A 25999-nucleotide genomic window follows, 5' to 3' on the forward strand; every position below is an offset into this window, starting at 1 on the left:
TAGTACGAGAAAGGGGCCCGACGGTGGACGACGTCATTCTTGTCGGCGGCGGAATCATGAGCGCAACGCTCGGGACGCTGCTGCAGAAACTGGAACCGACCTGGTCGATTCGGGTGCTCGAGCGCCTTCCTCGAGTGGCTGCGGAAGCATCCGACGGGTGGAACAACGCCGGAACCGGGCATGCCGGTCTGTGCGAAACCAACTACACGACAGTGCGATCCGACGGTTCTGTCGACATCGACCGTGCCGTGCGGATCGCCGAGCAGTTCGCAACGACTCGGCGTTTCTGGGCGACGTTGCCCCAGGCAGACTTCGTGCGCCCCGTGCCGCACATGACTCTGGTCCAGGGTTCCGACAACGTCGAGTTTCTCCGCGCTCGGCATCACGCGCTGAGCAGTCACCCGATGTTCGAGGCGATGGAGTACACCGAAGACGCTGCGGTGCTGCAGCAGTGGTCACCGCTGGTTGCCGAGGGCCGCACCGGCAGCTGGGCTGCGACCCGAGACGTGACGGGTACCGACGTCGACTTCGGCGCAGCGACGCGGCAGCTGTTCGACGCCATGACTTCGGCAGGGGCCAGCGTGGAGACCGGACGGGAAGTACGTGGGTTTTCGCAGGATCGGGATGGATCCTGGCGACTCGACGTCCGAGGTGGTCGACCGGTGGAGCGCGCCCGATTCGTGTTCCTCGGTGCCGGGGGTTGGGCCCTGAAATTACTGCGCAGAGCCGGAATTCCCGATGCGCGTGGCTTCGGGCTGTTGCCGATCAGCGGACAATTTCTGCGCTGCGACCGGAGCGAGGTGGTCGATCGCCACGACGCCAAGGTGTACGGGACGCCGCCCATCGGCGCGCCACCGATGTCGGTTCCACACCTGGACACTCGCATCGTCGACGAGCAGCGCTCCATCCTTTTCGGCCCGTACGCAGGCGCGAACCCGAAATTCCTGAAACACGGATCGGTGCTGGACCTTCCGCGTTCGATCAGCCGAGACAATGTTGGATCGCTGTTGTCGATGGCCTGGGCCAACACGCCGCTGATCAGGCTGCTGCTCTCCGAGTTGACCGCCACCCGAGGGAAGAAGATTGCCGCGTTACGCGAGTTCGTGCCGAGTGCCGATTCGGCAGACTGGTCGATCGTCAGTGCCGGTCAGCGTGCCCAGATCGTAAAGAACGGCGAACTGCGGTTCGGCACCGAAGTGGTCGCCTCGCAGGACGGCACGATCGCTTCTGTACTCGGTGCGTCACCGGGCGCATCGACGGCCGTACCCATCATGATCGAGGTGCTGAACAGATGCTTCCCCGAACGACAGTGGGACTCTCACGTGCGGGAGCTGCTCACCGGCTAGCCTGAGGCGGTGACGGACACAGAGGTGGGATACCGGCAGATCGCCGACGGGACCTGGGCTTTCATGCGGCCGCCCGGCAGTTGGGGACAGACCAACACCGGACTGATCGTGGGGCCCGGTGGCGCGTCGATGTTGATCGACACCGTCTGGGACACGAATTGGGCAGCGCGCGTTGCCGCCGATACCGCCGAACTGATCGTCGATGCGCCGATCACCGAAGTGCTCAACACCCATTCCGACGGCGATCACTGGTGGGGAAACGATTCGGTTCCCACCTCTGCGCGCATCACCACCAGCGCCGCGTCATTGCACGCGATGAAGGAAGAGACACCACCCAAAGGGGTGGACGCGTTCGCCTCCTTCGGCGGCAAGATCGGGTGGATACCCGGACCGGTCGGAGCAATGGGCTCGTACATGAACCGAGTCCGGGGTGATGCCACCTTCCCCAGCGCACTGCCGCGGCTGCCCGACCACACCTTCGAAACCACCGAAACCATCGACGTCGCAGGGCGATCCGTCCACCTGCGCTACCTGGGACCGGCACACACCGAGGGCGACCTCATTGCTCACCTACCCGATGTGGGAGTCGTGTTCGCCGGCGATCTGCTGTTCATCGACGCCACCCCGGTGCTCTGGCACGGACCGCTGCAGAACTGGATCGATGCCCTCGACTACCTCCTCGAACTCGATGCAGCCGTCTACGTTCCCGGCCACGGCCCTCTGTGCGGCAGCGACGAGATACGCGCCGTGCGGAACTACTGGAGTTGGGTGGGGGAGGCCGGACGCCGCTGCTTCGACGCCGGGCTCGGATCGACCGAGGCCGCTCTGAACCTGCTGAAATCAGGCGAATTCGGGCAGTACGCCCACTGGGACTCACCGGAACGACTCATCCTGAGCATGAGCACCCTCTACCGCCTGTGGCGAGGCGAACCGCCCGCGCCACCCACGCTGACGCGTCGAGCACGGGCGTTCGCGGATGCGGGGCGGTTCTTGCGGGAGCGGTAGCTTTCGAATCATGCCGAGTGCAACTGTGGCGCGTCGGCCAGGGCAGGGGCACTCTGGAGCCCGTGACCTCCTCTTCGGCCTCGTGGGTTCAGCAGCGCTACCGCGATCCTGCTCTGACTGCGTTGGCGCACACGAACGAGACCATCGACGTTCTGCTGTCGCATCACTCGGTGCGGACGTTCACCAGGGATCCGATCGACACGGCGACGATCGAGACGATCGTCGCCGCAGCCCAATCCGCGCCGACGTCGTCGAACCTGCAGGCCTGGAGCGTCATCGCAGTACAGAACCCGGCGCGCAAGAAGCGCCTTGCGGCGCTGGCTGCGAATCAGGCGTTCATCGCCGATGCCGCGGTGTTCCTGGTGTTCGTGGCCGATCTCGGGCGGGCCCGACGCCTCGCCGCCGGGCACGACGCCGAGCTCGGTGGTGCCGACTACTTCGACAGTACGATTCTCGGTGCCATCGATGCTGCGCTCGCCGCGCAGAACGCCGTCGTCGCCGCGGAGTCGCTCGGATGGGGCACCGTGTACGTCGGGGCGGTGCGCAATGCACCCGACGAGATTGCTGCTGAGTTGGGGCTGGCCGAACAGTCGATCCCCGTGGTGGGCTTGGCCATCGGCCGGGCGGGCGACGAGACCGCCGGGGTGAAGCCGCGGTTGCCCATCTCCTCGGTGCTCCACCACGAACTGTACGACCCTCAGGCAGCGGACGCGGCCGTGACCGTCTACGAGCAACGACTTGCGGAATACTATGCAACGCAGGGCCGTACGGCATCCTGGACCACGTCGGTGTTGTCCCGCTTGCGGAGCGGCGAGGCGATCGGACCGCGTGTCACTCTGAGAAAGTCGTTCGAATCCCTCGGTTGGAAGTCTCGGTAACACTATGCGCTTTCAGGTCCTCGACATCGTGTTCAACCCTCCGCATCCGGTCACCGGTGCAGTGGTGACCCCGGCCGACAGATTCGACCGATTGATCGAACTTGCCGTTCTCGCAGAAGAATTGGGCATCGATTCGTTTTCCGTGGGAGAACGGCACGCGGGAGACGTGCTCTCGTCCTCCCCGACGGTCATTCTCGGCGCGCTAGCCCAGGCCACGCAACGCATCCTGTTGTCCACCGGCGTCACCGTACTGTCGGTGTTGGATCCGATCCGCGTTGCCGAAGACCTCGGCACCATCGACCAACTGAGTCGAGGTCGCCTCGAAGTCGTCATCGGCAAAGGCAACGAAGTGCTGCAATACCCGCTGTTCGGACTCGACATCTCGCGCCAGTACGAGTATCTCACCGAAAACTACGAACTGCTCCGCAGACTCATCCGCGAGGAGCACGTGGATTGGACCGGCCGGCATCGACATCCGTTGTCCGACGCCACGACACTGCCCAGACCTTTCGACGGCCCTTTCCGGATCTGGCACGGCTCGGCCACCTCGGTGGAGGCGGTCGATCTGGCCGCCGAGTGGGGGGATCCCATCTTCACGGCAAATGCATTGCAGCCCAGGGAGAACTACAAGGTTCTGATCGACCGCTACCGCGAGCAGTACCTTCATCACGGGCACGACCCGGACAAAGCCTACGTGGGTTCGGGCTCCGGAGGACTGTTCCTCGGTACGACGACCGAGGCTGCCGTTGCCGAATATCGGCCGATCTACGAGGGCATCGTCGCGCAGCAGGACAAGCGCACCCACGACCCTTCGGCCAAAGGCAAGGTCACGAGCTTTCGGACCATCGACGACGCCGTCGCGCGGGGGTCGGCCCTGGTGGGTTCCTCGGAACGGGTCGCAGCGAAGATCCTCGATTATCACGATGCGTACGGGCATGACCTGCAGTCGGTTTCGATCAACCACGTCCTGGACTTCGAGCGTCAGAAGGACACGTTACGACAGTTCGCCGAGGAAGTGATTCCCTTGGTGCGGGCCGAGGTGACGACCACGCTGTGGACAACCGAGGACAAGGACCGCGCCCGGGGATTCACTGCGAGCTGAGATGTGCTGTCAGGGAAGCGGCGTGAGCGAACAACGCGGTCGGATCGGCTGCGTCCGCAGAGGGTTCGAGTACGACGGTGGTGGCACCGGCATCGATCCAGCGTTGGATATCGATCGTGGCTGCATCCGAATCGGATCCGACCGACACGTAGACGACCACGTCGTGGTCTGGCCCACCGTCGATGTGGTCGATGGCTGTACGAACCTGTTCCGGTGTCGTCTCGCTGGTGAGAATTGTTCCAACACTGTGTCGACCACTCAGGGCGAGCGTCTTCGGCCCGGTCGCACCGACTAGAAGGGGCGGTGGTTGCAGCGGCGGCCAGTTCAGCTTCACCTCGTCGAGCAAGACATAACGGCCCTGCACAGTGACCATGTCGCCCGCCAGCAGACTCGTCAGCGCGGTCATCTGCTCGCTCAGCAACGTCAGAGGAGACTGCACTCGCGCGCCGATCTGGCCCATCCACGACTGGACGCCGTGGCCGAGTCCCACACGGAGCCGACCCGGGTGGACCCGGGCAATGGTGGCAATCTCCATCGCTGTCGACGCCACGTTCCGCATCGGAGTGGGCAACACCCCGATGCCGACGTTCACGCGATCGGTGTTCGCGAGAATCAGTGCAGCAGTGGACAGTCCGCCGGAGAAGAAGCAGTCCTCCCACAACCACACTTCGTCGACGCCCGCGGCGTCGGCTGCGCGGGCCGCTTCGACCAAAGCCTCCGGAGCAATTTCCGGTCTGAGTACAACGCCGACTCGCGTCATTGGAATTCTCCTTCTTCTCAGCGAACGAGGTACGGGGACACCGAACTTCGGTGCTCGTCTATGTCGAGGTCCTTGCCCAGCGGCGGGAAGGCGCGTTGTGGGCAGTTCGAGCGTTCGCAGACCCGGCAGCCCGCTCCGATCGGCGTGGCAGCTGCCGAGCCCTGCACATCCAGCCCATCGGCGTACACCAGCCTTCCGGCGTGGCGGAGTTCGCAACCGAGGCCGATGGCGAAGGTCTTGCCCGGCTGGCCGTAACGCGCGGCTCGACGCTCCACGGTGCGTGCGATCCACAAGTAGCTGCGGCCGTCGGGCATCTCGGCGATCTGCGTCATGATCTTGCCGGGATAGGCGAACGTCTCGTACACATTCCACAGAGGGCACGTGCCGCCGCTCGACGAGAAGTGAAAGCCGGTGGCGGACTGCCGTTTCGACATGTTACCCGCGCGATCCACCCGGACGAACGAGAACGGCACACCCCGCAACTCCGGTCTCTGCAGGGTGGAGAGTCGATGGCAGATGGTCTCGTAACTGACCGAGAAGAACGCCGAGAGCCGCTCGATGTCGTACCGGAAATCCTCGGCTACGTCGTGGAAGTGGTGGTACGGCAATACCGTCGCGGCAGCGAAGTAGTTCGCAAAACCGAGCACCGCCAGCTTCTTCGACGACTCGCTGGAGAAATTGCCTTCCTCGGCCATCTTGTTCAGTAGATCTCCGCATTCGAGGTAAGCGAGTTCGGCGGCGTACCTGAACACCTTCTGTCCACCCGACAGATGTGGTGAAATCTCCAGCACTCGCGTCTGCGGGTCGAAACGGTGCAGCACGTTCTCGCCGAGGTCGATGCGATTGACTATCTGCACGTCGTGCACCGTTCGGAGCCGCTTGGCGATCTCACCGCCCACGTCGGCGCGATGGAATCGGATCCTAGATGTCAGTGCCTCCGCCGCAGTGTCCAGATCGTGTAGATAGTTCTGTCGCTGATAGAAGTAGTCGCGCACTTCTTCGTGAGGCTTGCTGATCGAACCACTGCCACTGCCATCGGAGAAGCGTTCCTCGGTCGCGGCCAGCAGCTGAGCCGTCGTATTGCGGTATCGGCGGTGCATGTTGACCATCGCCCGCGCCAACTGTGGGTGCGAGCTGACCATCTGGGCGATCTCGTGCGCGTCGGCATCGATGCCCATGTCCTGATCGAGCGCTACTTCACGGAGTTCGGCAACCAACCTGGTGTCGTCCTCGGAGGAGAAGAACGACGTGTCGACGCCGAACACTTCGGAGATCCGGAGTAGCACCGGCACCGTCAGTGGACGCACATCGTGCTCGATCTGGTTGAGGTAGCTGGCGGAGATCCCCAGCTTCTGTGCCAGCGATACCTGGCTCATGCTGCGTTCGCTGCGGAGCTGCCGTAGCCGCACGCCGACGAAGGTCTTGGACACATCGCCAGGCTACGCCTGCGAAGAAAGGCCTTAACACCGTTCGCAACTAGCTGCTGGATCACAATTCGGTGATCATCGGGAACATTAGCCGAAGTAAAGGCGTATACCGGTATACGAGCTATTCACCACGCACCTCGAGGAGCGGTCATGTCCAACCGTCAACGCACATCGGAAATCGTCAGGGACGTCGTCGTCTTCGTCACCGGAGCAGTTCTCGTCGCATCCACCGTCTGGCTCCCGGTTCAGGGAGACCAAGAAGTCACCGGTGCCATCCTCGTACTCGGCATACTCGCGGCATCATCCGCTCTGTGGGCCATCGGATCCTCGTCGAGGCAGAGCCACTGGACTCACGTGGGCCTCGGTCTGCTGCTCGCGGTGTCTCCCGCATTGATGGTGTTCCCGTCCGGACTGTTGGCAGCGGACCTGTTCGCCATCGTCGGCGGACTCGTGATCGCAGCCATGGGCGCGCTCGGAGTGGTTGCGTCGCGTCGGGCCCCGATCACCTCGCGGGTGGTCGCGTCCAGCGACGAGCACACCGGCGTCCGCATCTGATCCTTCCCTGCAACTGATGCTCCACTCCCGTGGGCGCGTGCGATGAATCTCGTACGCGGGCACGGGAGTGGAGCATTTTCTGCTCTGTGGGTTCATCGCGGCGTCTGATGCAATGGGTGCTCCACTCGGCGCGGTGGATCCGGTAAATCCCTCGTGCGTCCCGGCGAGTGGAGCACTGTGTGCTCTCATCGCCGCGATTCCCGACGCCGCCTGACAACCGACGCAATTTCGGCGGCCACGACGTCCGGCGCGGCGAGCACATCGAACGCCGAGTAGCGCAGCACCAACCAGCCACCGAGTACCAGGGCGTTCTGTCTACGTCGATCCTTGCTGAACACCTCTGCTGCACTGTGGAATTCGCGTCCGTCCACCTCGATGATCGTTCGGCTGCGACGGTCGACGAGGTCGCAGACGAACGAGCCGACCGCCGCGTTCATCTCCAGATACAGGCCGATCCGATGCAATGCCCGGCCGAGGGCCCGCTCCGGCTCCGAGGCGAACCTCGTCACTGCCAACCGGACCTGACGGGCCAACTCCGCATTGCCGCGTCGGCCCGGGAACCGCTCGAGCAAGCAGAGCAGCGATGCCGGGTCGAGGCCGAACTTCAAGCGCTCGTCGATCAGCAACTCGGCCTCTTCGCGGGGGAGTACCGCCAGGCAATCGAGCATCGTCTGGGCGGGCGAGGTGCAGGGCAGAGACTCGACCTCGTCGACGAGTCGGGAATCGAGTGCGCGACGGTGCAGCCGAAGCCACGGCGGCGGTCGCAATCGGGCACTGCGAGGGACGGTTGCATCGAGAGTGGACGGCTCGGTAGTCCAACCGCGCAGGTACGCGGCCGATCGGTGACTGAGCACGGCGTCGGGTCGCCACAGCGAGATGGCCCGACACCGATCCATCGTCGACGGTTCCCCGCGCATGTGGACCGTCGGCAGAACACGAGTGAAGCGACGCGAGACGGTGCTGGGATGGAGTCCGGAGGAGACGAGCTCTCGAAGGGTGGCGGGAGTGGAGCCTGCGGAATGACCTGTGTGGCCGGGAGTGGATTGCCATGGGTGCAGCGTCGGCGATGGCGTGGGTGGTCTCCGATGCTCGACCTGGGGATATCGAATGCCCTGTGGACACGTGCCTGCCTGTGGATGAGTGCAACTTCTGCTCCACTCGGTGGCGTCGGTCGGGGGATCCCAGCGAAAGTGGTGTCGAGGGGAGCAACCCGTGCCATGCTCACATCGTGGGATGAGACCGCTGTGATGTCGATCATATCATGCCGCAGTTCTGACTCGATTCAGACGCCGTCGCCAAACCGTACAAGCGTCCTGTATGAGTTTTTGTGCATTGCGTTCATCAACTGGGGATTCGTCGCTACCGGCGAGTAACACAGCCGTCCGATCGGCGAGGTTTGTGGCAGTCGAAAATTTGCAAACTTAGCAAGGGTGCCGGGAAAGCTAGCCAAGATTGGCACTAACAACTGGTAGACGCATGTTTTCGGTTGTGCCATTGTTTTGGAGTACACCAGAAGGGCCTGGCAACGATGTGAAGATTCGTCTCGAGGCAGGCCGAGAAGCAGAAGAGACTGGAGCTGAAGATGTCGACCACCGGCACCCCGAAGACCACCGCCGAGATCCAGCAGGATTGGGACACCAACCCCCGTTGGAAGGGCGTCACCCGTAACTTCACCGCACAGCAGGTCTCCGACCTCCAGGGCACCGTCGTCGAAGAAGCGACACTCGCTCGCCGCGGCAGCGAGATCCTCTGGGACCTCGTGAACAACGAGGACTACATCAACTCGCTCGGTGCCCTCACCGGCAACCAGGCCGTGCAGCAGATTCGCGCCGGCCTCCAGGCGATCTACCTCTCCGGCTGGCAGGTTGCCGGCGACGCGAACCTCTCTGGCCACACGTACCCGGACCAGAGCCTCTACCCGGCCAACTCGGTGCCGTCGGTCGTCCGTCGCATCAACAACGCACTCCTGCGCGCCGACGAGATCGCCAAGATCGAGGGCGACACGTCCGTCAAGAACTGGGTCGCACCGATCGTCGCGGACGCCGAAGCCGGCTTCGGTGGCGCACTGAACGCCTACGAGCTGCAGAAGGCCATGATCGTGGCCGGCGCCGCAGGTGTGCACTGGGAAGACCAGCTCGCATCGGAGAAGAAGTGCGGCCACCTCGGCGGCAAGGTGCTCATCCCCACCCAGCAGCACATCCGCACCCTGACCTCCGCACGTCTGGCCTCGGACGTCGCAGACGTGCCGTCCGTCATCATCGCCCGCACCGACGCCGAGGCAGCAACGCTGATCACCTCCGACGTCGACGAGCGCGACCGTGAGTTCCTCGACGGAACCCGCACCGCAGAAGGCTTCTTCGGCGTCAAGAACGGCATCGAGCCCTGCATCGCTCGCGCCAAGGCCTACGCACCGTACGCAGACCTCATCTGGATGGAGACCGGCGTGCCGGACCTCGAGGTTGCCAAGAAGTTCTCCGAGTCGGTTCGCAGCGAGTTCCCGGACCAGCTCCTCGCCTACAACTGCTCGCCTTCGTTCAACTGGAAGGCACACCTGGACGACGCCACCATCGCGAAGTTCCAGAAGGAACTCGGCGCGATGGGCTTCAAGTTCCAGTTCATCACCCTCGCAGGCTTCCACTCGCTCAACTACGGCATGTTCGACCTGGCACACGGCTACGCCCGCGAAGGCATGACCGCATTCGTCGACCTGCAGGAGCGCGAGTTCAAGGCTGCCGAAGAGCGCGGCTTCACCGCCATCAAGCACCAGCGTGAGGTTGGCGCAGGCTACTTCGACCGCATCGCCACCACCGTCGACCCCAACACCTCGACGGCTGCACTGAAGGGCTCCACCGAAGAAGGCCAGTTTCATTAACCGCCTCTCCTGACCTTCAGCGCACTAGTCGGGCGGCCCCAGCGTTTCGTTGCGGGCCGCCTGACTCGTATCTGGGCACGTTTGCTCGTACCCCATCAGAGTTACCCTCATCTCGCCTAAAGCTGTTGTTGTGCAATGTATTTCAAAGGAGTTTGCCTTGACGGTCGAGAGGGTGGGGATCGTCGGAGCCGGGCAGATGGGGGCAGGAATCGCGGAGGTCTGCGCCCGCGCACACGTCGACGTGCTGGTGTACGAGCAGACTCGCGAACTCGCGACGGCCGGTCGCAGCCGCATCCTGCAATCGCTCGACCGCGGTGTCAGCAGCGGCAAGATCACCGAACGTGAGCGTGAGCAAGCAGCATGCAGCCTGCGTTTCACCTCCGATCTCGCAGACTTCGCCGACCGTCAACTCGTCGTCGAAGCGGTACTCGAGGACGAGAAGATCAAGGCCGACATTTTCGCCGAGCTCGACGCCGTTGTGATCGACCCCGGTGCCGTACTTGCCTCGAACACCTCCTCCATTCCCATCACGACGCTGGGATCTGCTACCACGGCCCCGGACCGAATCGTCGGACTGCATTTCTTCAACCCGGTACCGGTACTGCCGCTCGTCGAGCTCGTCACCACCGATGCGACCTCCGAGGCAGTTGCCGACCGCGCCGAGAGGTTCGCGGGTGACATTCTCGGGAAGCAGGTGGTGCGCTCCGCAGACCGCTCGGGCTTTGTCGTCAACGCGCTGCTCGTGCCGTATCTGCTCTCGGCCATTCGGATGGTCGAATCCGGATTCGCCACCAAGGAAGACGTCGACAAGGCAACCGTGCTGGGACTCGCACACCCGATGGGGCCGCTTGCACTCGCCGATCTGATCGGCCTCGACACCGTTAAAGCCATTGCAGATTCGATGCATTCCGAGTTCGCGGAGCCGCTGTTCGCCGCCCCTTCGCTGCTGTTACGCATGGTGGAGGCCGGGCAAGTGGGCAAGAAGTCCGGAGCCGGGTTCTATCGCTACGAGAACGGCCGGGTCGCAAAGTAGCCGCCGTCTCGTAGCGCTATTGTCGTTTTGCCAGTTCAACCACGTCGATCGCAGGGAGCGCGTCAGTGAGCAAGTCCAAGAAGTCGAACGGTCTGGTCACCAAGGCATTCGGAATCGGATTGGCCGCCACCGGCGCCGCCCACTTCGTGGTTCCCGAGGCCTTCGAAGGAATCACCAAGCTCCCGTTCCCGAAGGACACGCGAACCTGGATCAGTCGCAACGGTGCCACCGAATTGGCAGTCGGCGTCGCGATCGCGTACCCCAAGACTCGCAAGATCGGACTGATCGGTCTGGGTGCGTACGGTCTATGGCTGGGAGCGAACATCGCCAAGAACGGCTGACGTTACTGTTGCGAACGACTCGTTTAGCCTAGGAATAGCCTGGTCGGAGCGGTAGCTGTGTTGCGCTTACACAGATGCGTAGGTAGCAATGTAGTTATGACTTCAGCTACCGCTTACCAGGCCACCGCTCCTGACGCTCCGCTCGAGAAGGCGACGATCGAGCGACGCGCTCTCGGCCCCAACGACATCCTCATCGACGTCAAGTTCGCCGGCATCTGCCACTCCGACATCCACACTGCTCGCAACGAGTGGGGCGGCACCACGTACCCGGTCGTTCCCGGGCACGAGATCGCCGGCATCGTTGCCGAGGTCGGCACCGATGTGACCAGCCGCAAGGTGGGCGACCGCGTCGGCGTCGGTTGTTTCGTGGACTCCTGCGGCGAGTGCGAGGCATGCAAGGACGGCGACGAGCAGTACTGCACCAAAGGCGTCGTCCAGACCTACAACTCGACGACCTACGAGGGTGAGTTCACCAACGGTGGTTACTCCACCCAGATCGTCGTCACGGAGAAGTTCGTGCTCGGCATCCCCGAGGGCGTCGAGCTCGATGTCGCGGCACCGCTGCTGTGCGCAGGCATCACGCTGTACTCGCCGCTGAAGCACTGGGGAGCAGGCCCCGACAAGAAGGTCGCCATCATCGGCATGGGCGGCCTGGGGCACATCGGCGTCAAGATCGCCCACGCCATGGGTGCACACGTCACCGTGCTGAGCCAGACGGACGCGAAGGAAGCCGACGGCAAGGCCTACGGTGCAGACGAGTACTACGCCACCAAGGACACCTCCGCGCTCAAGGATCTGCAAGGCAAGTTCGACCTGATCCTCAACACCGTGTCCGCGAACCTGCCCATGGGCAAGTACTTGGGACTGCTGGCCCGCAACGGCACCCTCGTCGAGCTCGGCGTTCCCGAGAAGCCCCTCGAGGTGCCCGCCTTCAACCTGCTGGCCAACCGCCGGTCGTTCGCAGGCTCCATGGTCGGCGGCATCGCCGAGACCCAGGAAATGTTGGACTTCTGCGCCGAGCACCACATCGGTGCCGAGATCGAGGTCATTCCGGCCGAGAAGATCAACGAGGCCTACGACCGCGTCGTCAAGTCCGACGTGCGCTACCGCTTCGTGATCGACGCAGCGACGTTCTGATCTCAGGCACGCTGTACCCCGCATGAAAAGAAGGGCCCGCGACCATACGTCGCGGGCCCTTCTGTTTCAGCTCTCGGCGAGACGCTTCTTCTCGAGCTCGACGTCGAAATCGGGTGCAGGCCAATCGAGATCGAGCTGCTCGAGTGCGTCGATCAATATTTCGGTGACGGCCAAGCGGCTGTACCATTTACGATCGGCCGGCACGACGTACCAGGGTGCTTGATCGGTATCCGTGCGATCGAGAACCCGCTGATACGCCGTCCGGTACTGCGGTAGGAAACCACGCTCGGTGACGTCACCCGGGTTGTACTTCCAGTACTTGTCCGGCCGATCGAGCCGTTCTTGCAAACGCTTCTTCTGCTCGTCCGCCGAGACGAACAACGCGACCTTGACCACGATGGTCCCCTCGTCGGTCAACTCCTTCTCGAAGGCGTTGATCTCGTCGAACCGCTGCTCCCACACCTCTCGTGGAACCAGATCGTGGACCGCGACAACGAGTACGTCCTCGTAGTGGGAGCGATCGAACACCCCGATTCGTCCGGCCCGCGGCAGTGCCTTTCGGATGCGCCACAGGTAGTGGTGTTGCTTCTCCTGCTGCGTCGGAACTCCGAACGACGCCAGGTCCACCCCTTGCGGATCGACCATTCCGATGACGTGCTTGACCATCCCGCCCTTGCCCGCGGTATCCATGCCCTGGAGCACCAACAGAACCGATCGACTGTCACCGGTTCGGCCGTGCGCGTAGAGCTTCTCCTGCAGCGCGGCCAGGACTGCACCGCGCTCTTCGAGGACGTCGTTGCCGTGCGCCTTCTTGCCGTCGAAACCCGGTGTAGCCGTGAAATCGATGTCCTCCACGCGTGGAGAGGCACTGGCGCGCAGCACATCGACGGGAGATTGCGTCCACAATTTCGACTTGTCGGCCATGACCGATGAGACTACTTCTCTACGATGGAATGCATGGCCCCTACGATTGCAAAAGCTGAATCCGCAACGCGTGAGCAGCTACTCGAGTTCGTCTCTCCGCGGCATCACCACACGTTGATCACCCGCAAACGCGACGACGGTCTGCAGGTCTCACCGGTGTCCGCGGGAGTGGACTCCGAGGGCCGCATCGTGATCGCCACGTACCCGGAGCGCGCGAAAGTGCTGAACATTCGCCGCAATTCGGCCGTCACGGTGTTGGTGCACAGTGACGATTGGAACGGCGACTACGTGCAGGTCGACGGTACGGCCGAGATCATCGATCTACCCGACGCCGTCGAGCCTCTGGTGGAGTACTTCCGCAGCATCGCCGGCGAGCACTCGGATTGGGACGAGTACCGCGCGGCGATGGTGAAACAGGGAAAGTCGTTGATACGCATCGTGATCGACACCTGGGGTCCGATCGCCGCGGGTGGCTTCCCGCCAGGGAGAGTGTGACAAGCCCGCCAGGGAGGGTGTGACTAGCCCTTCAGTGGTGCTGCGAACAGTGGTACGGCGTTTTTCAGTGCGTATCGGGTGCCCGCGACCGAGGCGGCCGAGAATGCGTTGGACAGGTTCTGGTCGCCGAGTACGACGAGGCGTCCGTCGCGTGCGGACGGTAGGCCCTGGATGGACGGGTTGTCGGTGATCACCTCGGGTCCGGTGCCGATGGGGAACATGACGGTGAGGTCGGCGTCGAGGGCGGCGACGTTCTCCTCGGACAGTTCGATGCTGAACGCTCCCGGCTCGGCGAGATCCTGGACGGCCGGGGTGTTCGTCAGGCCGAGGGACTCGAGGAAGTCGACGCGGGTGTCGCCGCGCACGTAGGCACCGATCTGTCCGCTGTAGAGCGTGCCGACGGCGACGGTCTTGTTCGCGAACTCCGGGTTGGCGGACACGGTGTCGTCGAAGAGTGCCTTGGTGTCGTCGACGAGTTTCTTGCCCTCGTCGACCTTGCCGAGCGCTTGGGCGACGATGTCGGTCTGCCCGTCCCAGGTGGTGCCGTAGGCGACGTCGGTTCCCGGTGGGGCCGCGACGGTGGGTGCGATGTCGGACAGCTGGTCGTACACGGCCTTGTCGTTGGTGCTGCGCGTCCAGAGGATCAGGTCCGGTGCCAGAGCCGCGACCGACTCCATGTCGACGTCGAAAGTGCCGACGATCGTGGGGTCGGTGTCGTAGGACTCGTCGACCCATGGCCCCAAACCGTTTCCGCCCACGCCCAGCCAGTCGCTGGCTCCGACAGGTTGTACACCGAGAGCCAGCGCTGTTTCGGCATCGGACCAACCGAGAGCCACCACGCGCTGGGGGTTTGCCGGCACTTCGACGTCGCCGAACATGTCGGTGACGACGGTGCCACCTGCCTCGGGAGAATCGGCACCGTCGTTAGCGTCGGAGCTGCATGCGGTCAGGGCTAGGGCGAAGGCGAGGGCTGCCGCAGGCAGAGCCAACGAACGAGAAATGCGCATAGGGCACGCTAACCTATCAAGCGGCGAAATGCTCCACGATCTTTGTGCAGAAGGCCGGTAGGTCGTCCGGGTTACGGCTCGAGACCAGGTTGCCGTCCACGACTACTTCCTCGTCGACGACAGTCCCGCCTGCGTTGCGGATGTCGGTGCGGATGCTCGGGTAGGACGTCAACGTTCGTCCCTTCAGAACGTCGGCTTCGACGAGCGTCCAGGCTCCGTGGCAGATCACGCCGACCGGCTTGCCCGCGGCGACGAGGTCACGCACGAAAGCAACCGCCTCGGCGTCGACGCGGAGTTGATCGGGGTTGGTGGTTCCGCCGGGCAGGATCAGCGCATCGAAGTCGTCGGCCGAGACGTCGGCGACGACGCGATCGACCGTGAAGGTGTCGGCGGCATGGACATCGCTCTCCATCGCTTGGATGTCGCCGTGGTCCAACGAAACCAATGTGACTGTGGCTCCGGCATTTTCGACGGCTTCACGAGGCTGCACCAGCTCGACTTGCTCGACGCCGTCGGTAGCGAGAATGGCGATGCGGCGTCCGGTCAAGGTATCGGTAGTCATACCTGTTCGAATGTCCGACCGGGCCGATTCTCAAACTGACGAGCGTCAGGACTCGTTCGGCTCGTCGACCAGCGGGTGCGGTTGTGATTTGAATTTGGCGGGGGAGCCGTCGGCCATGGCGACCCCGTGGATTCCGCCCCACATCATCATGCAGAGGTAGTCGATCAAATCGTCCGCCGACATGGATTTGTTGGAAATCCACCAGTGTGTTGCCAACTGGACCGCACCGACGATGGCGAAGGCCCACGGCACCGATCCGCCGGAATCCATCTCGCGCTGACGGAGCCGCTCACCGAGGACGGTCGAGAGCAGCTCGGCGATCATCCGTTCGGACTCGGCGACGACGTCGCGGTTGTTGCCCGCGTTGTTCGCCATGACGTAGAGGTACACCTCGGGATCGGTGGCGACGGTCTCGACGTAGGCGGTCACCACCACACGGGTGAGCTCGTACTCGTCGAGTTCGTGCGAGATGGCGGAGTAGATCCGCGGGGCGAGCGTCGTCTCGACGTACCGCGACATGGTGGCGCTGGTCAGATCGTTCTTGTCGGTGAAGTACCGGTAGAGCACCGTCTTCGAGATGCCGATCTCCGACGCGATCTCGTCCATTCCGATCTCGCGGCCGCGCAACCGGATCGCGGCCAACGTGCCGTCGACGAGTTCTTCACGTCGAGCGATCTTGTGCTCGCGCCACCGACGTTTGCGGCCGTCCGGCTTCTCGGCCTTGGGCTTGTCCTCGTTCGGCTCGGACTCGTCCAGCTTTGCCTCCGTCGTATTTCTCGCCACAACCCCACCCTATGCGCCTTCTCCGACACCATTACAGGCCGTGTCCGGTTGATCCGACACATTTCTGGGCACAATGTCGGTTGTGCAGCTCATGAACTTCGATGACGACACCAAGCGTCGCGACCTCCGCAAGATGAAAACGGTCGCGACGGGCTTTCTCGTCTTCGCATCGATCGTCTACCTGTTCTGCCGGTGGCAGGAGTCGACGGGTGCTGGCGCGTGGGTGGGGTACGTACGCGCGGCGTCGGAGGCGGGAATGGTGGGCGCGCTCGCGGACTGGTTCGCGGTGACCGCGCTGTTCAAGCATCCGCTGGGCATCCCGATTCCCCACACGGCGTTGATCAAGAAGAAGAAGGACCAGCTGGGTGCAAGCCTGAGCTCGTTCGTCGGCAGTAATTTTCTTGCGCCCGAGGTGGTGTCGGAGAAGGTTGCGTCGGCGCAGGTTCCGTTGCGGCTGGGTACCTGGCTCGCCCAGCCCGACAATGCCGAACGCGTTGCGGCCGAGGCGGCGACGGTGCTGCACGGTGTGGTCGACGTGCTCAACGACGAGGACATCACCGCGGTGATCGACAGCACCATCGTGCGCCGACTCGCCGATCCGCAGTGGGGGCCGCCCATCGGTCGCATTCTCGACGAGTTGCTCCGCGAGAACCGCCAATTGCCACTGATCGACATGCTGGCCGAGCGGGCTCATCAGTGGGCTCTGGGCAGCCAGGAAATGATCGATCGCGTCGTGGCGCGAGACTCCCCGAACTGGTCGCCGAAGTTCGTCGACACCCTGCTCGGCGAGAAGGTCTACAAGGAGCTCGTCGAGTTCACTTGGAAGATCAGGTCCAACCCCGAGCACGACGTGCGTCTTGCCGCCAACAAGTTCCTGATCGACTACGCCAACGATCTGCAGCACGACCCGACCACCATCGAGAAGGCCGAGAAGCTCAAGGCGCAGATCATGGGCCGCGAGGAGATCACCGGTCTGGCTGCGGCAACCTGGAAGGTCGCCAAGCGTCTGATCACCGAGTCGGTCGACGATCCCACGAGTACGTTGCGCACCAAGATCAAGGAGAACACCGTCAACTTCGGAATTCGTCTCCGTGATGATGACGAATTGCGGGGGAAGGCCGACGGTTGGCTGCTCGGCGGAGCGCGGTACATCGCTGCGAACTATGCGGACGAGATCACCACGATCATCGGCGACACCGTTGCTCGGTGGGATGCCGAGGAAGCAAGCAAGAAGATCGAACTGCAGGTCGGACGCGATCTTCAGTTCATTCGAATCAACGGAACCGTCGTCGGATCCATCGCCGGACTGGCCATCTACACAATCTCGGATCTGATCTTCGGGCACTAGTGCTAGCAGAGTGCTTGCAATAGTTAGCACCCTTCGGTACCGTCCAGTAGGACACCGAAAACAGGAGGCCGAGATGGCCGAGAACGAGGGGGATCTGGTCGCCAAGGCGACCGAGGCGACGCAGGTTGTCGCCGAGGCGGGGGATCTTGTCGCTTCAGTCGTGACGACTGCAGCGCAGGACATCGGGAGCTACATCCGGTCGCAGCGGGAAGCCGCTCAGGTATCCATGCGGCAACTCGCCAGTCGGGCCGGAGTGAGCAACCCCTACCTGAGCCAGATCGAACGCGGACTGCGCAACCCGTCCGCAGAAGTACTAGCGCAGATAGCCAAGGGTCTGCGCGTCTCCTCGGAGGTGCTGTACGTCCGGGCCGGGATCTTGGAAGCGCGTCCCCACGGTCCGGTGCGCGAAGCTCTGCTCGGTGATGAGCACATCACCGAACGGCAGAAGCAAGTGCTGATCGAGATCTACGACTCGTTCTGTCGTGAGAACGAGTCGACGCAAGAGCCCGAACCCGACGAACAGGAGACACCCGATGTCTGATTCCAAGAACTTCGAGAACGTCAAGACCCCCATCTTTGCAGCCGTCGGTGCCGGCGACGCTGTCGTCCAGGCCGTAGCCGACGTCGTCGCTCAGGTGCGTTCGCGCGCCGAGAGCCGCACCAGCGAGGTCAACGCTCGGCTCGCCGACATCTCCGAAGAGGTCACCGAGGGCGTGGAGAACCTGCGCGAGCGCCTCGCTGCCCTGCCTGCGGAACTCCCCGACGAGATCGCCGAACTGCGTGAGCGCTTCACCCCGGAAGAGCTGCGCAAGGTTGCCGAGGCGTACCTCAAGGTTGCCTCCGATCTGTACACCTCCCTCGCCGAGCGCGGCGAAGAGGCCGTCGAGCGCATCCGCCGTACGCCTGCCGTCGAAGAGGGCCTCGAGCGCGCCAACTCGGCAGCCAACGACGTCGTCGACCTTACCGAGCAGGCTCTCGGAACCGTCGCTTCGCAGACTCGCGCAGTGGGTGAGCGCGCCGCAGCTCTGGCCGGCATCGCGTCGGACAAGGTTCGTGAGGGTGCCGAGGAGATCTCCGACGCAGCCGACGAGCTCGCCGAGAACATCGACGAAGCAGGCGACGAGGCCAAGGACAAGGCCGTCGAGGCTTCCGACAAGGTGAGCGGCGTGGCGGGCAAGGTCGAGGCCAAGACCCGCAGCAGCGCGAGCTCGCCCATCAAGAAGACCCCGGCACCGGCCAAGAAGACGGCACCGGCACCGGCTGCGAAGAAGGCCACCCCGGCTCCGGCCAAGAAGGCTCCGGCGAAGAAGACCACTCGCTAAAGCATTCGTAAAGAAAACGACCCCTGCGCCGCGCGGTGCGGGGGTCGTTTCTCGTACACTGACCGCGTGAGCATCGCCGGCAGCTTCAGCTACTACATCCTTACCTTTCTGCAGATCCTCGGAGTGGTAGGCGCAGGATTCGCGATCTTCCACGCGCTGCGTCAGCGCGCCGACGCCTTTCCTGCCGTGGACAAGCTCACCAAGACCGCCTGGCTGGCCATCCTGTTCGTGGGTCTGCTCCTTATCCTGGTCTCCGGAGTGATCGGATTCCTGGGCATCATCGGCGTCGTCGCGGTGTGCGTGTACCTTGTCGACGTCCGACCCAAGATCGACAGCATTCAGCGCGGACCCCGCTGGTAGGCAGGCGCATCGACGCCCACGGGATTGTGGGCGTACCGTCTACCGAACCCGCCAGGGGGTCGAGGTAGAGGGGATTTTCTGTGGTTTCACGCAAGGTAGTCGAACGTGTGCTGTTCGGAATCGGCGGCGCGGCCGCGGCGGCATCGGTCGGTGCATTCGTCGTCCGCCGGCGTCGCCTGCATTCGTTCACCAAGACGACGGACGTTCGGCCGGACGAGCTTCTGAAGCACCCCACGATCGAGCCGCACATCACCGAGGTGGTCACCGACGACGGCGCTCACCTGCACGTCCGTAGCTACGGTGATCCCGATGCAGAACCGATCGTCTTCAGCCACGGGTGGACCTGCTCGGCCGACTACTGGTTTCCGCAGATCAACGCCCTCGCCGGCCGATACCGCGTCATCGCGTACGACCAGCGCGGCCACGGCCGCAGCGACGTCGGAACGCGGCCTCTGAGCCCGGATGTGCTGGCCGACGACCTCGCTGCGGTGCTCGCCGCGACTGTCGTCGAAGACAACAAGGCCGTCCTGGTGGGACACAGCATGGGCGGTATGTCGATCATGGCATGGGCCGGAAACTACCCCGAACAGGTCGATCGACTCGTCAGCGCCGTGCTCCTCGCCAGCACCGCGACCGACTCTCTCGTCCGAGAGACCACAGTCATCCCGTTGCCGCAGCGCTTCCCACGCGTTCCGGCACCGGTCGGTCGAGCCGTGCTGAGCTCGGCGCTACCGTTGCGGCCGTCGCCTGTGACGCGCCAAGCCATCAAATACATCTCGATGGCTCCCGGAGCCACCGCAGCCGAGGTGGCCTTCTGCGAGAAGATCGTGCTCGAATGCGCCCCGCGCACACGAGGCATCTGGGGCGCGGCCATCAGCAACCTCGACATCCGCGAGGCACTGGCGAACATGTCCGTCCCCACCAGCGTCCTCGTCGGATCTGCCGACCGACTGACCCCGCCGGTGCACGCCCGCAAACTCGCCCGCGCGCTGGACGATCACGACCATCTGAGCCGATTGATCGTGATCCCCGGCATCGGACACATGAGCTCGGTCGAAGCAATCGACGAATTCAACGCCGAGGTCGTTCGGCTCCGTAACTTGTGATCTAGCTGAACACCACGGTCTTGCGGCCGTGCACCAACACCCGATCTTCCAGGTGCCATCGCAGACCACGGGAGAGCACCAGCTTCTCGATGTCGCGGCCCTGACGCACCATGTCGGTGACCTCGTCGGAATGGTCGACGCGGATGACGTCCTGCTCGATGATGGGACCCGCGTCGAGCTCGGCGGTGACGTAATGGCACGTCGCACCGATCAGTTTGACGCCCCGCGCGAAGGCCTGGTGGTAGGGCCGGGCACCGACGAACGACGGCAGGAAGCTGTGGTGGATGTTGATCGCCCGGCCCGCCCAGTGCGCGCACAGCGATTCCGGCAGAACCTGCATGAAGCGCGCCAGCACCACTGCGTGGGGGTCGTAGGAATCGACCAGCGAGCGCACCTTCTCGAAGGCGGGCCCGCGCTCGGCCGGATCCTTCGCGAACTCGACGTGATGGAACGGTGTGCCGTGCGCGGCGGCAATCGGCTCGAGCGACTTGTGATTGCCGATCACCGCGGAGATCTGCGCGGGCAGTTCGCCGCCCGCCGCCCGTCCTAGCAGATCGTGCAGGCAGTGCGCTTCTTTGCTGACGAGCAGTACCACGCGCTTGGGTTCGCCCGAATCATGCAGTGCCCATTCGGTTTCCGGACCGAGCTCGGCGGCCACCGCAGCGAAGCGGGTGCGTAGGTCATCGATGCTCATGTCCACCGACGACGCCCGCACGGCCTGCCGGGTGAAGAACCAACCGGTGTCGGGATCGGCGTGATACGCGGCCTCGACGATCCAACCACCGACGTCGGCGAGGAAGGTCGAGATTCGGGCGACGATGCCCGTCTTGTCGGGGCAACCGAGAGACAGAACGTAGCGGCGGTCCTCGGATACGGAAGAACTCATGCCGACGATTCTCTCAGGGCGTGCGGACCCCGGTTGCCACCAGTGTCCCGAGATCGATCGAATCGATCCCGCGCTCGGTCAACAGAGCCGAGAACTCGGCCCGGATCTGCGCGCGAGTTGCGTCGTCGAACGGGTTCAGTGCACCGCGCAGTGCACTGCCCAGCACAAAATCCCAGACGAACGACTGTGTCGCCGGAACATGATTGGACAGCTCGACGACCCGGACGTCCGAGGTGCCGGCGGCGGTGAGCCAGGCATCGAGTAGATCCGCTGTCTCCATCCTGCGGATCGGGTGATCGTCGACTGTGGCCGTCGGGTCCGGCGCAGGGCCCGCGCTCGGCGGCCAGTGTCTGCCGATCACGTCGAAGAACGCGCCCGAATACTCTCTGGCCGAGCCCTTGCGCCACACCGTCACTCCGACGCGCCCGCCTGGGCGAACCAACGAGACGAGTCGGGCAAAATCCTGCTCTGGTTCGGGAAGGAAGAAGATGCCGTACGAGCAGGCCAGGGCGTCGTATCCGGCGACGGGAACGGTCGACGGGGGTTGCCACTCGGTGGCGTCGGCGACGACGAAGTCGATGTTGCGCAGTGCCCGATCGGTGGCCTTCACCCGGCCCACTTCCAAGAGATCGTCGGCGAGGTCGATGGCATGCACCATGCCGTCGGGTCCGACGGCGGCCGCCGCAGGAATTGCCGATGCCCCGGTGCCCGAGCACACGTCCAGAACGGCATCGCCGGGTGTCAGCTCGAGTGCGAAAGCGAGCGACTGCCCGGCAGGTCCCCAGACCTGCGGCGTCACCGCGTCGAACTCCCTGCTGGTGGCATTGAAGGTGGCGGCGAGCGACGCTGCGGTCATGACCGCAAATCGTAGACCGACAGGGCTGCGAATGGCAGAGCTGTGAAAAGCTGAACCACATGACACTCACCCGCGCCGCCCTCGCCGGAATGGTCGACCACACGCTGCTCAAGCCCGAAGCCACGACCGCCGACGTGACCGCGCTCATCGAGGAGGGCCGTGAGCTCGGAGTGCTCGCCGTGTGCGTCTCGCCGTCGATGCTGCCGATTCGCGCCGAGGGAATGCTCACCGCAGTCGTCGCCGGATTCCCGTCGGGCAAGCATCATTCGTTGATCAAGGGATCCGAGGCGCGGCTCGCGGTGCAGCAGGGTGCCGACGAGGTCGACATGGTGATCGATGTCGGAGCCGCCATTGCGGGTGACTACAACGCCGTTCTGGCCGACATCGTGACCGTCCGTGAAGGCATCGGCAATGCCGTACTCAAGGTGATCATCGAATCGGCAGCGCTGTCCGACGAAGCGATCGTCGAAGTGTGCCGCGCGGCAGAAACCGCGGGCGCGAACTTCGTCAAGACATCCACCGGTTTCCATCCGGCCGGCGGCGCGAGCGTCGAGGCCGTGCGATTGATGGCGGAGACCGTCGGCGGTCGATTGGGCGTCAAGGCCAGCGGCGGCATCCGTACGACGGAGGCCGCCCTGGCGATGATCGACGCGGGCGCAACACGATTGGGGCTGTCGGGTACCCGTGCGGTGCTCGACGGATTGAACTAGAGCGACTGCGTCGCATGTGCACGGCAACTCGTAGTGGGCTACGAGTTACCGCGCACGTGGGGTTACGCGACGAGTGAGCAGCCCTCGGGGGTCTGCTGATTCTGGTTCTGCTGGGTCGCGGGAATTGTGTACTGCCCGCCTTCGAGTGTGAGCTCGATGCCGGAGTCGGTGACGGTCAGCGACGTCGGGGTCATGTCCAACGGGTACGCCTGAAGGCTGTCGGTCAGCACCCCGACGACGGAGTCGACCAGGTCGGTGGGGATACCGAGACCCAGGATCGACGCGTCGACGGTCTGAAAGTCGACCCTGCCGTCGGCGACCTGCGGCTTGACGGTCAGCTTTGCGAGCGCGCCGACGGCGAATTCGAGGGTGCCCGCCGATGCATCCGAGGTGACGCCCGAGACGATCGCGCCGATGCCCTGGCTCTGCAGGGTGCGGGTGATGCCGTCGGTAGACCACGAGATGTCGGCACTCGAGCTGCCGATGGTGCCGCCGGAATCCGCGGACTGGGTGAGGTTCAGATCCCGTGCCTCGGCGTGCACGACCATGCCCTCGGCAGGCCCGAATCGCGCGTCGTCGCTGTCGACGGTGACCGACGAGACCTTCTTGTCCACCAAGGACAGCAGAACCGGCTTGAGGCCGAGACCGACCTCGACCTGGCTGCCGAGCTCGGATTCGAGCTGGCCGGCGAGGCACGATTTGATCTGCTGACGCACGAACAACTCGCCACCGATGACGGCGACGAGGAGGACTACAACGACGGAGACTGCAATCAACGGCACGCTGCTGCGCTTGGCTGTGGAGGACATTCCCGGCAGTCTTCCCGATGATTCTGAGCAAGCTCTGTGAAACTCGCCGAAGAGATGTCTCCGGTACCAAAGTTTGTGATCTGTAACACATTTTGCCGTACGCTTGCGGCATGGGTACGACAGGACCGAGTGTGCAGGAACTGCACTCGCTCGCCACTCGTCAGGACGGCTATTTCACCGCCGAGCAGGCCGGGGAGCTCGGCTTCGATTCGGCAATGGTGCGCGTCAACCTGGCGACGAACACGTGGACCCGCGTCGAGCGCAACTTGTTCCGACTGGGCCAATGGCCGCACAGCGAGCTCGAGGTGTTCGCGATGTGGTGCGCCTGGTTCGGCGGCGAGGCAGTGATCTCGCACCAGAGCGCCGCGGAGTTGCACGGATTCGGTCACCTGCACCCGCAGTTCGTGCACCTGTGCGCGTTCGGGGACCTACGCCTGAGCGACACCCGACTTGCGGTTCACCGTCTGCGGCTCGAGCCTCGTGACGTCGAATCGGCCGGCACGTTCAACATCACCACGCCCGTGCGGACGGTGCTCGATCTGGCTGCCGGCGGAATCTCGCAACTGACCCTCGACGAGGTGGTGTGCGACGCCGTGGCGATCGGTCGCGTCGACCCGCAGGCGCTGTACTCCGAGGCCGGCAGCAGCACCGATCGCGTGGCCGAACGCGTCGAACTGGCCTTGTCTGCCTGCACGTGATCACCGGCCCGCGTGCACGATCCGGTTACGGGTGACGGCAAAACCTGCGCGCTCGAAGGCAGAACGCATGGGGGCATTGACCGCATCGGTGGTTCCGACGATGCGGTATTGCCCGTCGTCGTGGTGCATCCGGACCATCTGTGACAGCAGATCGTCGACATACCCCTGACCGCGATGCTCGGGAAGCACTCCGAGATAGCTGATGGCCGCGTCGTAGGCATTTCTCGTCGGCACCACGAAGCCCACAGTCGTGCCGTCGGGTCGGCTCGCGATCTGCCAGGCCTCGCGCCGCCCCGGTAGGGAACCGTAGAAGGCAAGATCGTCTTCCGCGAGTGCGGCTACTCCGTGTTCGGCAACCATGGCGCGGGTGTGAGAGTCGAGGCTTCCGGTTGCGACGGCCTCGAACACCGCGAGGAACTGCGCATCGGTGCCCGCCGAGAAGTGCAGACGAGTCGAGGCCGCGGGCACCGGATCGTCAGCGGTTCGGGCGAAAGAGACGCGTTCGGTCGTGCGGGTGAAACCACCCCGGTGCGCGGCCGATTCGCGCCACGCCAATGCCGACGGTAACGAGGAGTCTCGCGAATTGCTCACCGCCACATCGACATTGAATTCGAGATCGGCGGTATGCGCGAAGGCCGCACGAGCGCTGCTGATCAGGGCAGTGCCGACGTCGGCCGGTCGCTTCTCGGTAGGCACGACCGACAAGCAGTCGAGGGTGACGGGGCTGGTTGCGCCCGGACGGCCCCACCACACAGCGCGCCCGACCGGACGGCCCGCGCGTTCGGCAAGCCAGGTCCACTCGAATCGGTAATTGCCCGACGCCATGTCCTCGTGGAGACGAGCGCGACCGACCCAGTCGACCGGATCTGAATTCGACCATCGCTCGAGTTTCGAAAGGTCCTCGGGCGCGCACGGTCTGACCGTGAGGGGTAGATCGTTCATCTCGGTGCAACCGTCGCCCAGGGCACCGTGAGCACGTTGTCTCGCATGCGGCGGCGGGGGAGAGTGATCGGAAGCCCTTGTTCGGCAAGTATTTTCAGAGCAGCGCGCCAGCGCAGGCGGGGGCCGAAAGGGGCCAGTGGTGCCGAGACCGACCACGCTCTGTCTGCGCGCTGCAGCAGATCGTGGATCAGCTCGCCCTCGATGTTGCGGTGTATCAACACCTTCGGGAGTCGCTCCGCGATGTCCGACGGCATCTCGACATCGAACGGATCCCAGGCCAGAGTCAGAGACCGCGGGCCGTCGGCGTCGAGCAATACCCACGCGCAGCGTCGACCCAACTCGTCGCAGGTACCGTCCACCAGCAGGCCGCCGGGTGCCAGGCGAGACTGAATGCGTTGCCAGGCAGCAGGAACCGCGTCCTCGGGATATTGCCGTAGTACGTTGAACGCACGCACCAGGTTCGGGCGCAGACCGGCCAACTCGAATCCGCCGCGGGCGAACTCCACGCCGTCACTCCCGGGAACGACGCGGGCGGGGTCGATCTCGAGGCCCGTAACGCGAATATCGGGTCTGACGGTGCGCAGTCGGCCCGCGAGTTCGAGAGTCGTGTTCGGCATCGCCCCGTACCCGAGGTCGACGACGAGGGGATCCGGTGAGTCGCGCAGGACGCGTCGAACATCGGGGTTGTGCATCAGCCACCGGTCGCTACGACGCAACCGATTGATGCCGGTGGTG

General features: G+C 64.1%; 29 protein-coding genes. 17 read left to right on the plus strand and 12 right to left on the minus strand.

Annotated features, from left to right (window positions below; genetic code table 11):
• Positions 1-23 precede the first annotated feature (23 nt).
• The 4 genes from mqo (at position 24) to ACQR3T_RS21175 (ending at position 4331) form a co-directional block, all read left to right on the plus strand.
• Positions 24-1346 carry a malate dehydrogenase (quinone) gene (gene mqo / locus ACQR3T_RS21160; protein ID WP_428694741.1) on the plus strand — a complete coding sequence of 441 codons (1323 nt, stop codon included), beginning with the start codon at positions 24-26 and terminating at the stop codon, positions 1344-1346.
• 9 nt (positions 1347-1355) lie between these two features.
• Complete coding sequence (locus ACQR3T_RS21165; protein WP_428694742.1) at positions 1356-2351, plus strand: MBL fold metallo-hydrolase; 996 nt, start codon at positions 1356-1358, stop codon at positions 2349-2351.
• A gap of 62 nt (positions 2352-2413) precedes the next feature.
• The gene (locus ACQR3T_RS21170) at positions 2414-3229 is read left to right on the plus strand and encodes an NADPH-dependent oxidoreductase (RefSeq protein ID WP_428694743.1); all 816 of its coding nucleotides are present in this window, start codon (positions 2414-2416) and stop codon (positions 3227-3229) included.
• Positions 3230-3233: 4 nt separating this feature from the next.
• Positions 3234-4331, plus strand: coding sequence for an LLM class flavin-dependent oxidoreductase (locus ACQR3T_RS21175; RefSeq protein ID WP_428694744.1), 1098 nt, complete (start codon positions 3234-3236; stop codon positions 4329-4331).
• Here the strand turns inward: ACQR3T_RS21175 and ACQR3T_RS21180 are convergent.
• The gene (locus ACQR3T_RS21180) at positions 4318-5091 is read right to left on the minus strand and encodes an LLM class flavin-dependent oxidoreductase (protein ID WP_428694745.1); all 774 of its coding nucleotides are present in this window, start codon (positions 5089-5091) and stop codon (positions 4318-4320) included. The genes ACQR3T_RS21175 and ACQR3T_RS21180 overlap by 14 nt on opposite strands.
• A 17-nt stretch (positions 5092-5108) precedes the next feature.
• Positions 5109-6521, minus strand: coding sequence for an acetate metabolism transcriptional regulator RamB (gene ramB, locus ACQR3T_RS21185; RefSeq protein ID WP_032380332.1), 1413 nt, complete (start codon positions 6519-6521; stop codon positions 5109-5111).
• 147 nt (positions 6522-6668) lie between these two features.
• Here ramB and ACQR3T_RS21190 point away from each other — a divergent pair, with 147 nt between their 5' ends.
• Positions 6669-7073 (plus strand): SPW repeat domain-containing protein, encoded by a 405-nt coding sequence (locus ACQR3T_RS21190; protein WP_032401826.1) that lies wholly within the window; start codon positions 6669-6671, stop codon positions 7071-7073.
• A gap of 185 nt (positions 7074-7258) precedes the next feature.
• On the opposite strand, the gene ACQR3T_RS21195 is transcribed toward ACQR3T_RS21190, so the two are convergent.
• A complete protein-coding gene (locus ACQR3T_RS21195) occupies positions 7259-7990 on the minus strand; it encodes a DUF559 domain-containing protein (protein WP_428694746.1) in 732 nt (243 codons plus the stop codon).
• Positions 7991-8655: 665 nt separating this feature from the next.
• On the opposite strand from ACQR3T_RS21195, the gene aceA reads away from it, so the two are divergent.
• The 4 genes from aceA to ACQR3T_RS21215 all read left to right on the plus strand — a co-directional run bounded on the left by aceA (position 8656) and on the right by ACQR3T_RS21215 (position 12456).
• Entirely contained in the window at positions 8656-9945 is a 1290-nt protein-coding gene (aceA, locus tag ACQR3T_RS21200; protein WP_027498404.1) for an isocitrate lyase, read from the plus strand.
• A 157-nt stretch (positions 9946-10102) separates the two neighbouring features.
• The gene (locus ACQR3T_RS21205) at positions 10103-10978 is read left to right on the plus strand and encodes a 3-hydroxybutyryl-CoA dehydrogenase (protein WP_428694747.1); all 876 of its coding nucleotides are present in this window, start codon (positions 10103-10105) and stop codon (positions 10976-10978) included.
• Positions 10979-11043: 65 nt separating this feature from the next.
• Positions 11044-11319, plus strand: coding sequence for a hypothetical protein (locus ACQR3T_RS21210; protein ID WP_032380335.1), 276 nt, complete (start codon positions 11044-11046; stop codon positions 11317-11319).
• 96 nt (positions 11320-11415) lie between these two features.
• On the plus strand, positions 11416-12456 hold the full coding sequence (locus ACQR3T_RS21215) for an NAD(P)-dependent alcohol dehydrogenase (RefSeq protein WP_032401829.1): 1041 nt from the start codon (positions 11416-11418) through the stop codon (positions 12454-12456).
• Positions 12457-12522: 66 nt separating this feature from the next.
• Here ACQR3T_RS21215 and ACQR3T_RS21220 read toward each other — a convergent pair whose 3' ends face one another.
• Complete coding sequence (locus ACQR3T_RS21220; RefSeq protein ID WP_428694748.1) at positions 12523-13380, minus strand: polyphosphate kinase 2 family protein; 858 nt, start codon at positions 13378-13380, stop codon at positions 12523-12525.
• Positions 13381-13413: 33 nt separating this feature from the next.
• Between ACQR3T_RS21220 and ACQR3T_RS21225 the strand changes: the two genes are divergently transcribed.
• Entirely contained in the window at positions 13414-13875 is a 462-nt protein-coding gene (locus ACQR3T_RS21225) for a PPOX class F420-dependent oxidoreductase (protein WP_032380785.1), read from the plus strand.
• A 23-nt stretch (positions 13876-13898) separates the two neighbouring features.
• Here the strand turns inward: ACQR3T_RS21225 and ACQR3T_RS21230 are convergent, their stop codons facing one another.
• Genes ACQR3T_RS21230 through ACQR3T_RS21240 form a run of 3 tightly spaced genes read right to left on the minus strand, consistent with a single transcriptional unit; the run spans position 13899 to position 16227 of the window.
• Complete coding sequence (locus ACQR3T_RS21230; protein ID WP_428694749.1) at positions 13899-14882, minus strand: iron-siderophore ABC transporter substrate-binding protein; 984 nt, start codon at positions 14880-14882, stop codon at positions 13899-13901.
• A 16-nt stretch (positions 14883-14898) separates the two neighbouring features.
• On the minus strand, positions 14899-15444 hold the full coding sequence (locus tag ACQR3T_RS21235) for a type 1 glutamine amidotransferase domain-containing protein (RefSeq protein WP_428694750.1): 546 nt from the start codon (positions 15442-15444) through the stop codon (positions 14899-14901).
• Positions 15445-15489: 45 nt separating this feature from the next.
• The gene (locus ACQR3T_RS21240; protein WP_052070947.1) at positions 15490-16227 is read right to left on the minus strand and encodes a TetR/AcrR family transcriptional regulator; all 738 of its coding nucleotides are present in this window, start codon (positions 16225-16227) and stop codon (positions 15490-15492) included.
• A 73-nt stretch (positions 16228-16300) separates the two neighbouring features.
• Here ACQR3T_RS21240 and ACQR3T_RS21245 point away from each other — a divergent pair, with 73 nt between their 5' ends.
• The 5 genes from ACQR3T_RS21245 to ACQR3T_RS21265 all read left to right on the plus strand — a co-directional run bounded on the left by ACQR3T_RS21245 (position 16301) and on the right by ACQR3T_RS21265 (position 20363).
• Positions 16301-17575: a DUF445 domain-containing protein gene (locus tag ACQR3T_RS21245; RefSeq protein ID WP_032380340.1), complete on the plus strand. Its 1275-nt coding sequence runs from the start codon at positions 16301-16303 to the stop codon at positions 17573-17575.
• 73 nt (positions 17576-17648) lie between these two features.
• Positions 17649-18116, plus strand: a complete 468-nt coding sequence (locus ACQR3T_RS21250; RefSeq protein ID WP_052058177.1) for a helix-turn-helix domain-containing protein — start codon at positions 17649-17651, stop codon at positions 18114-18116.
• The gene (locus ACQR3T_RS21255; protein ID WP_037171897.1) at positions 18109-18897 is read left to right on the plus strand and encodes a heparin-binding hemagglutinin; all 789 of its coding nucleotides are present in this window, start codon (positions 18109-18111) and stop codon (positions 18895-18897) included. Before ACQR3T_RS21250 ends, ACQR3T_RS21255 begins: the two co-directional genes overlap by 8 nt.
• Positions 18898-18969: 72 nt before the next feature.
• Positions 18970-19257: a DUF2516 family protein gene (locus tag ACQR3T_RS21260; protein ID WP_371828244.1), complete on the plus strand. Its 288-nt coding sequence runs from the start codon at positions 18970-18972 to the stop codon at positions 19255-19257.
• 80 nt (positions 19258-19337) lie between these two features.
• Positions 19338-20363: an alpha/beta fold hydrolase gene (locus ACQR3T_RS21265; RefSeq protein WP_428694751.1), complete on the plus strand. Its 1026-nt coding sequence runs from the start codon at positions 19338-19340 to the stop codon at positions 20361-20363.
• A 1-nt stretch (position 20364) separates the two neighbouring features.
• Here ACQR3T_RS21265 and purU read toward each other — a convergent pair whose 3' ends face one another.
• Together purU and ACQR3T_RS21275 are read right to left on the minus strand one after the other, a co-directional pair.
• Positions 20365-21249, minus strand: a complete 885-nt coding sequence (gene purU, locus ACQR3T_RS21270) for a formyltetrahydrofolate deformylase (RefSeq protein WP_032380344.1) — start codon at positions 21247-21249, stop codon at positions 20365-20367.
• Between the two features lie 13 nt (positions 21250-21262).
• Positions 21263-22105, minus strand: a complete 843-nt coding sequence (locus tag ACQR3T_RS21275) for a class I SAM-dependent methyltransferase (RefSeq protein WP_428694752.1) — start codon at positions 22103-22105, stop codon at positions 21263-21265.
• A gap of 59 nt (positions 22106-22164) precedes the next feature.
• Between ACQR3T_RS21275 and deoC the strand changes: the two genes are divergently transcribed.
• Positions 22165-22815 (plus strand): deoxyribose-phosphate aldolase, encoded by a 651-nt coding sequence (gene deoC, locus ACQR3T_RS21280; protein ID WP_080730728.1) that lies wholly within the window; start codon positions 22165-22167, stop codon positions 22813-22815.
• Between the two features lie 62 nt (positions 22816-22877).
• Here the strand turns inward: deoC and ACQR3T_RS21285 are convergent, their stop codons facing one another.
• On the minus strand, positions 22878-23624 hold the full coding sequence (locus ACQR3T_RS21285; protein ID WP_032380347.1) for an LmeA family phospholipid-binding protein: 747 nt from the start codon (positions 23622-23624) through the stop codon (positions 22878-22880).
• A 110-nt stretch (positions 23625-23734) separates the two neighbouring features.
• On the opposite strand from ACQR3T_RS21285, the gene ACQR3T_RS21290 reads away from it, so the two are divergent.
• On the plus strand, positions 23735-24322 hold the full coding sequence (locus tag ACQR3T_RS21290; protein ID WP_032380348.1) for a type IV toxin-antitoxin system AbiEi family antitoxin domain-containing protein: 588 nt from the start codon (positions 23735-23737) through the stop codon (positions 24320-24322).
• Here ACQR3T_RS21290 and ACQR3T_RS21295 read toward each other — a convergent pair whose 3' ends face one another.
• Complete coding sequence (locus ACQR3T_RS21295; RefSeq protein ID WP_428694753.1) at positions 24323-25264, minus strand: GNAT family N-acetyltransferase; 942 nt, start codon at positions 25262-25264, stop codon at positions 24323-24325.
• Positions 25261-25956: a class I SAM-dependent methyltransferase gene (locus ACQR3T_RS21300; RefSeq protein ID WP_428694754.1), complete on the minus strand. Its 696-nt coding sequence runs from the start codon at positions 25954-25956 to the stop codon at positions 25261-25263. Before ACQR3T_RS21300 ends, ACQR3T_RS21295 begins: the two co-directional genes overlap by 4 nt.
• Positions 25957-25999: the final 43 nt, after the last annotated feature.

This window comes from Rhodococcus sp. IEGM1428, assembly GCF_050321865.1.
GTDB lineage: Bacteria > Actinomycetota > Actinomycetes > Mycobacteriales > Mycobacteriaceae > Rhodococcoides.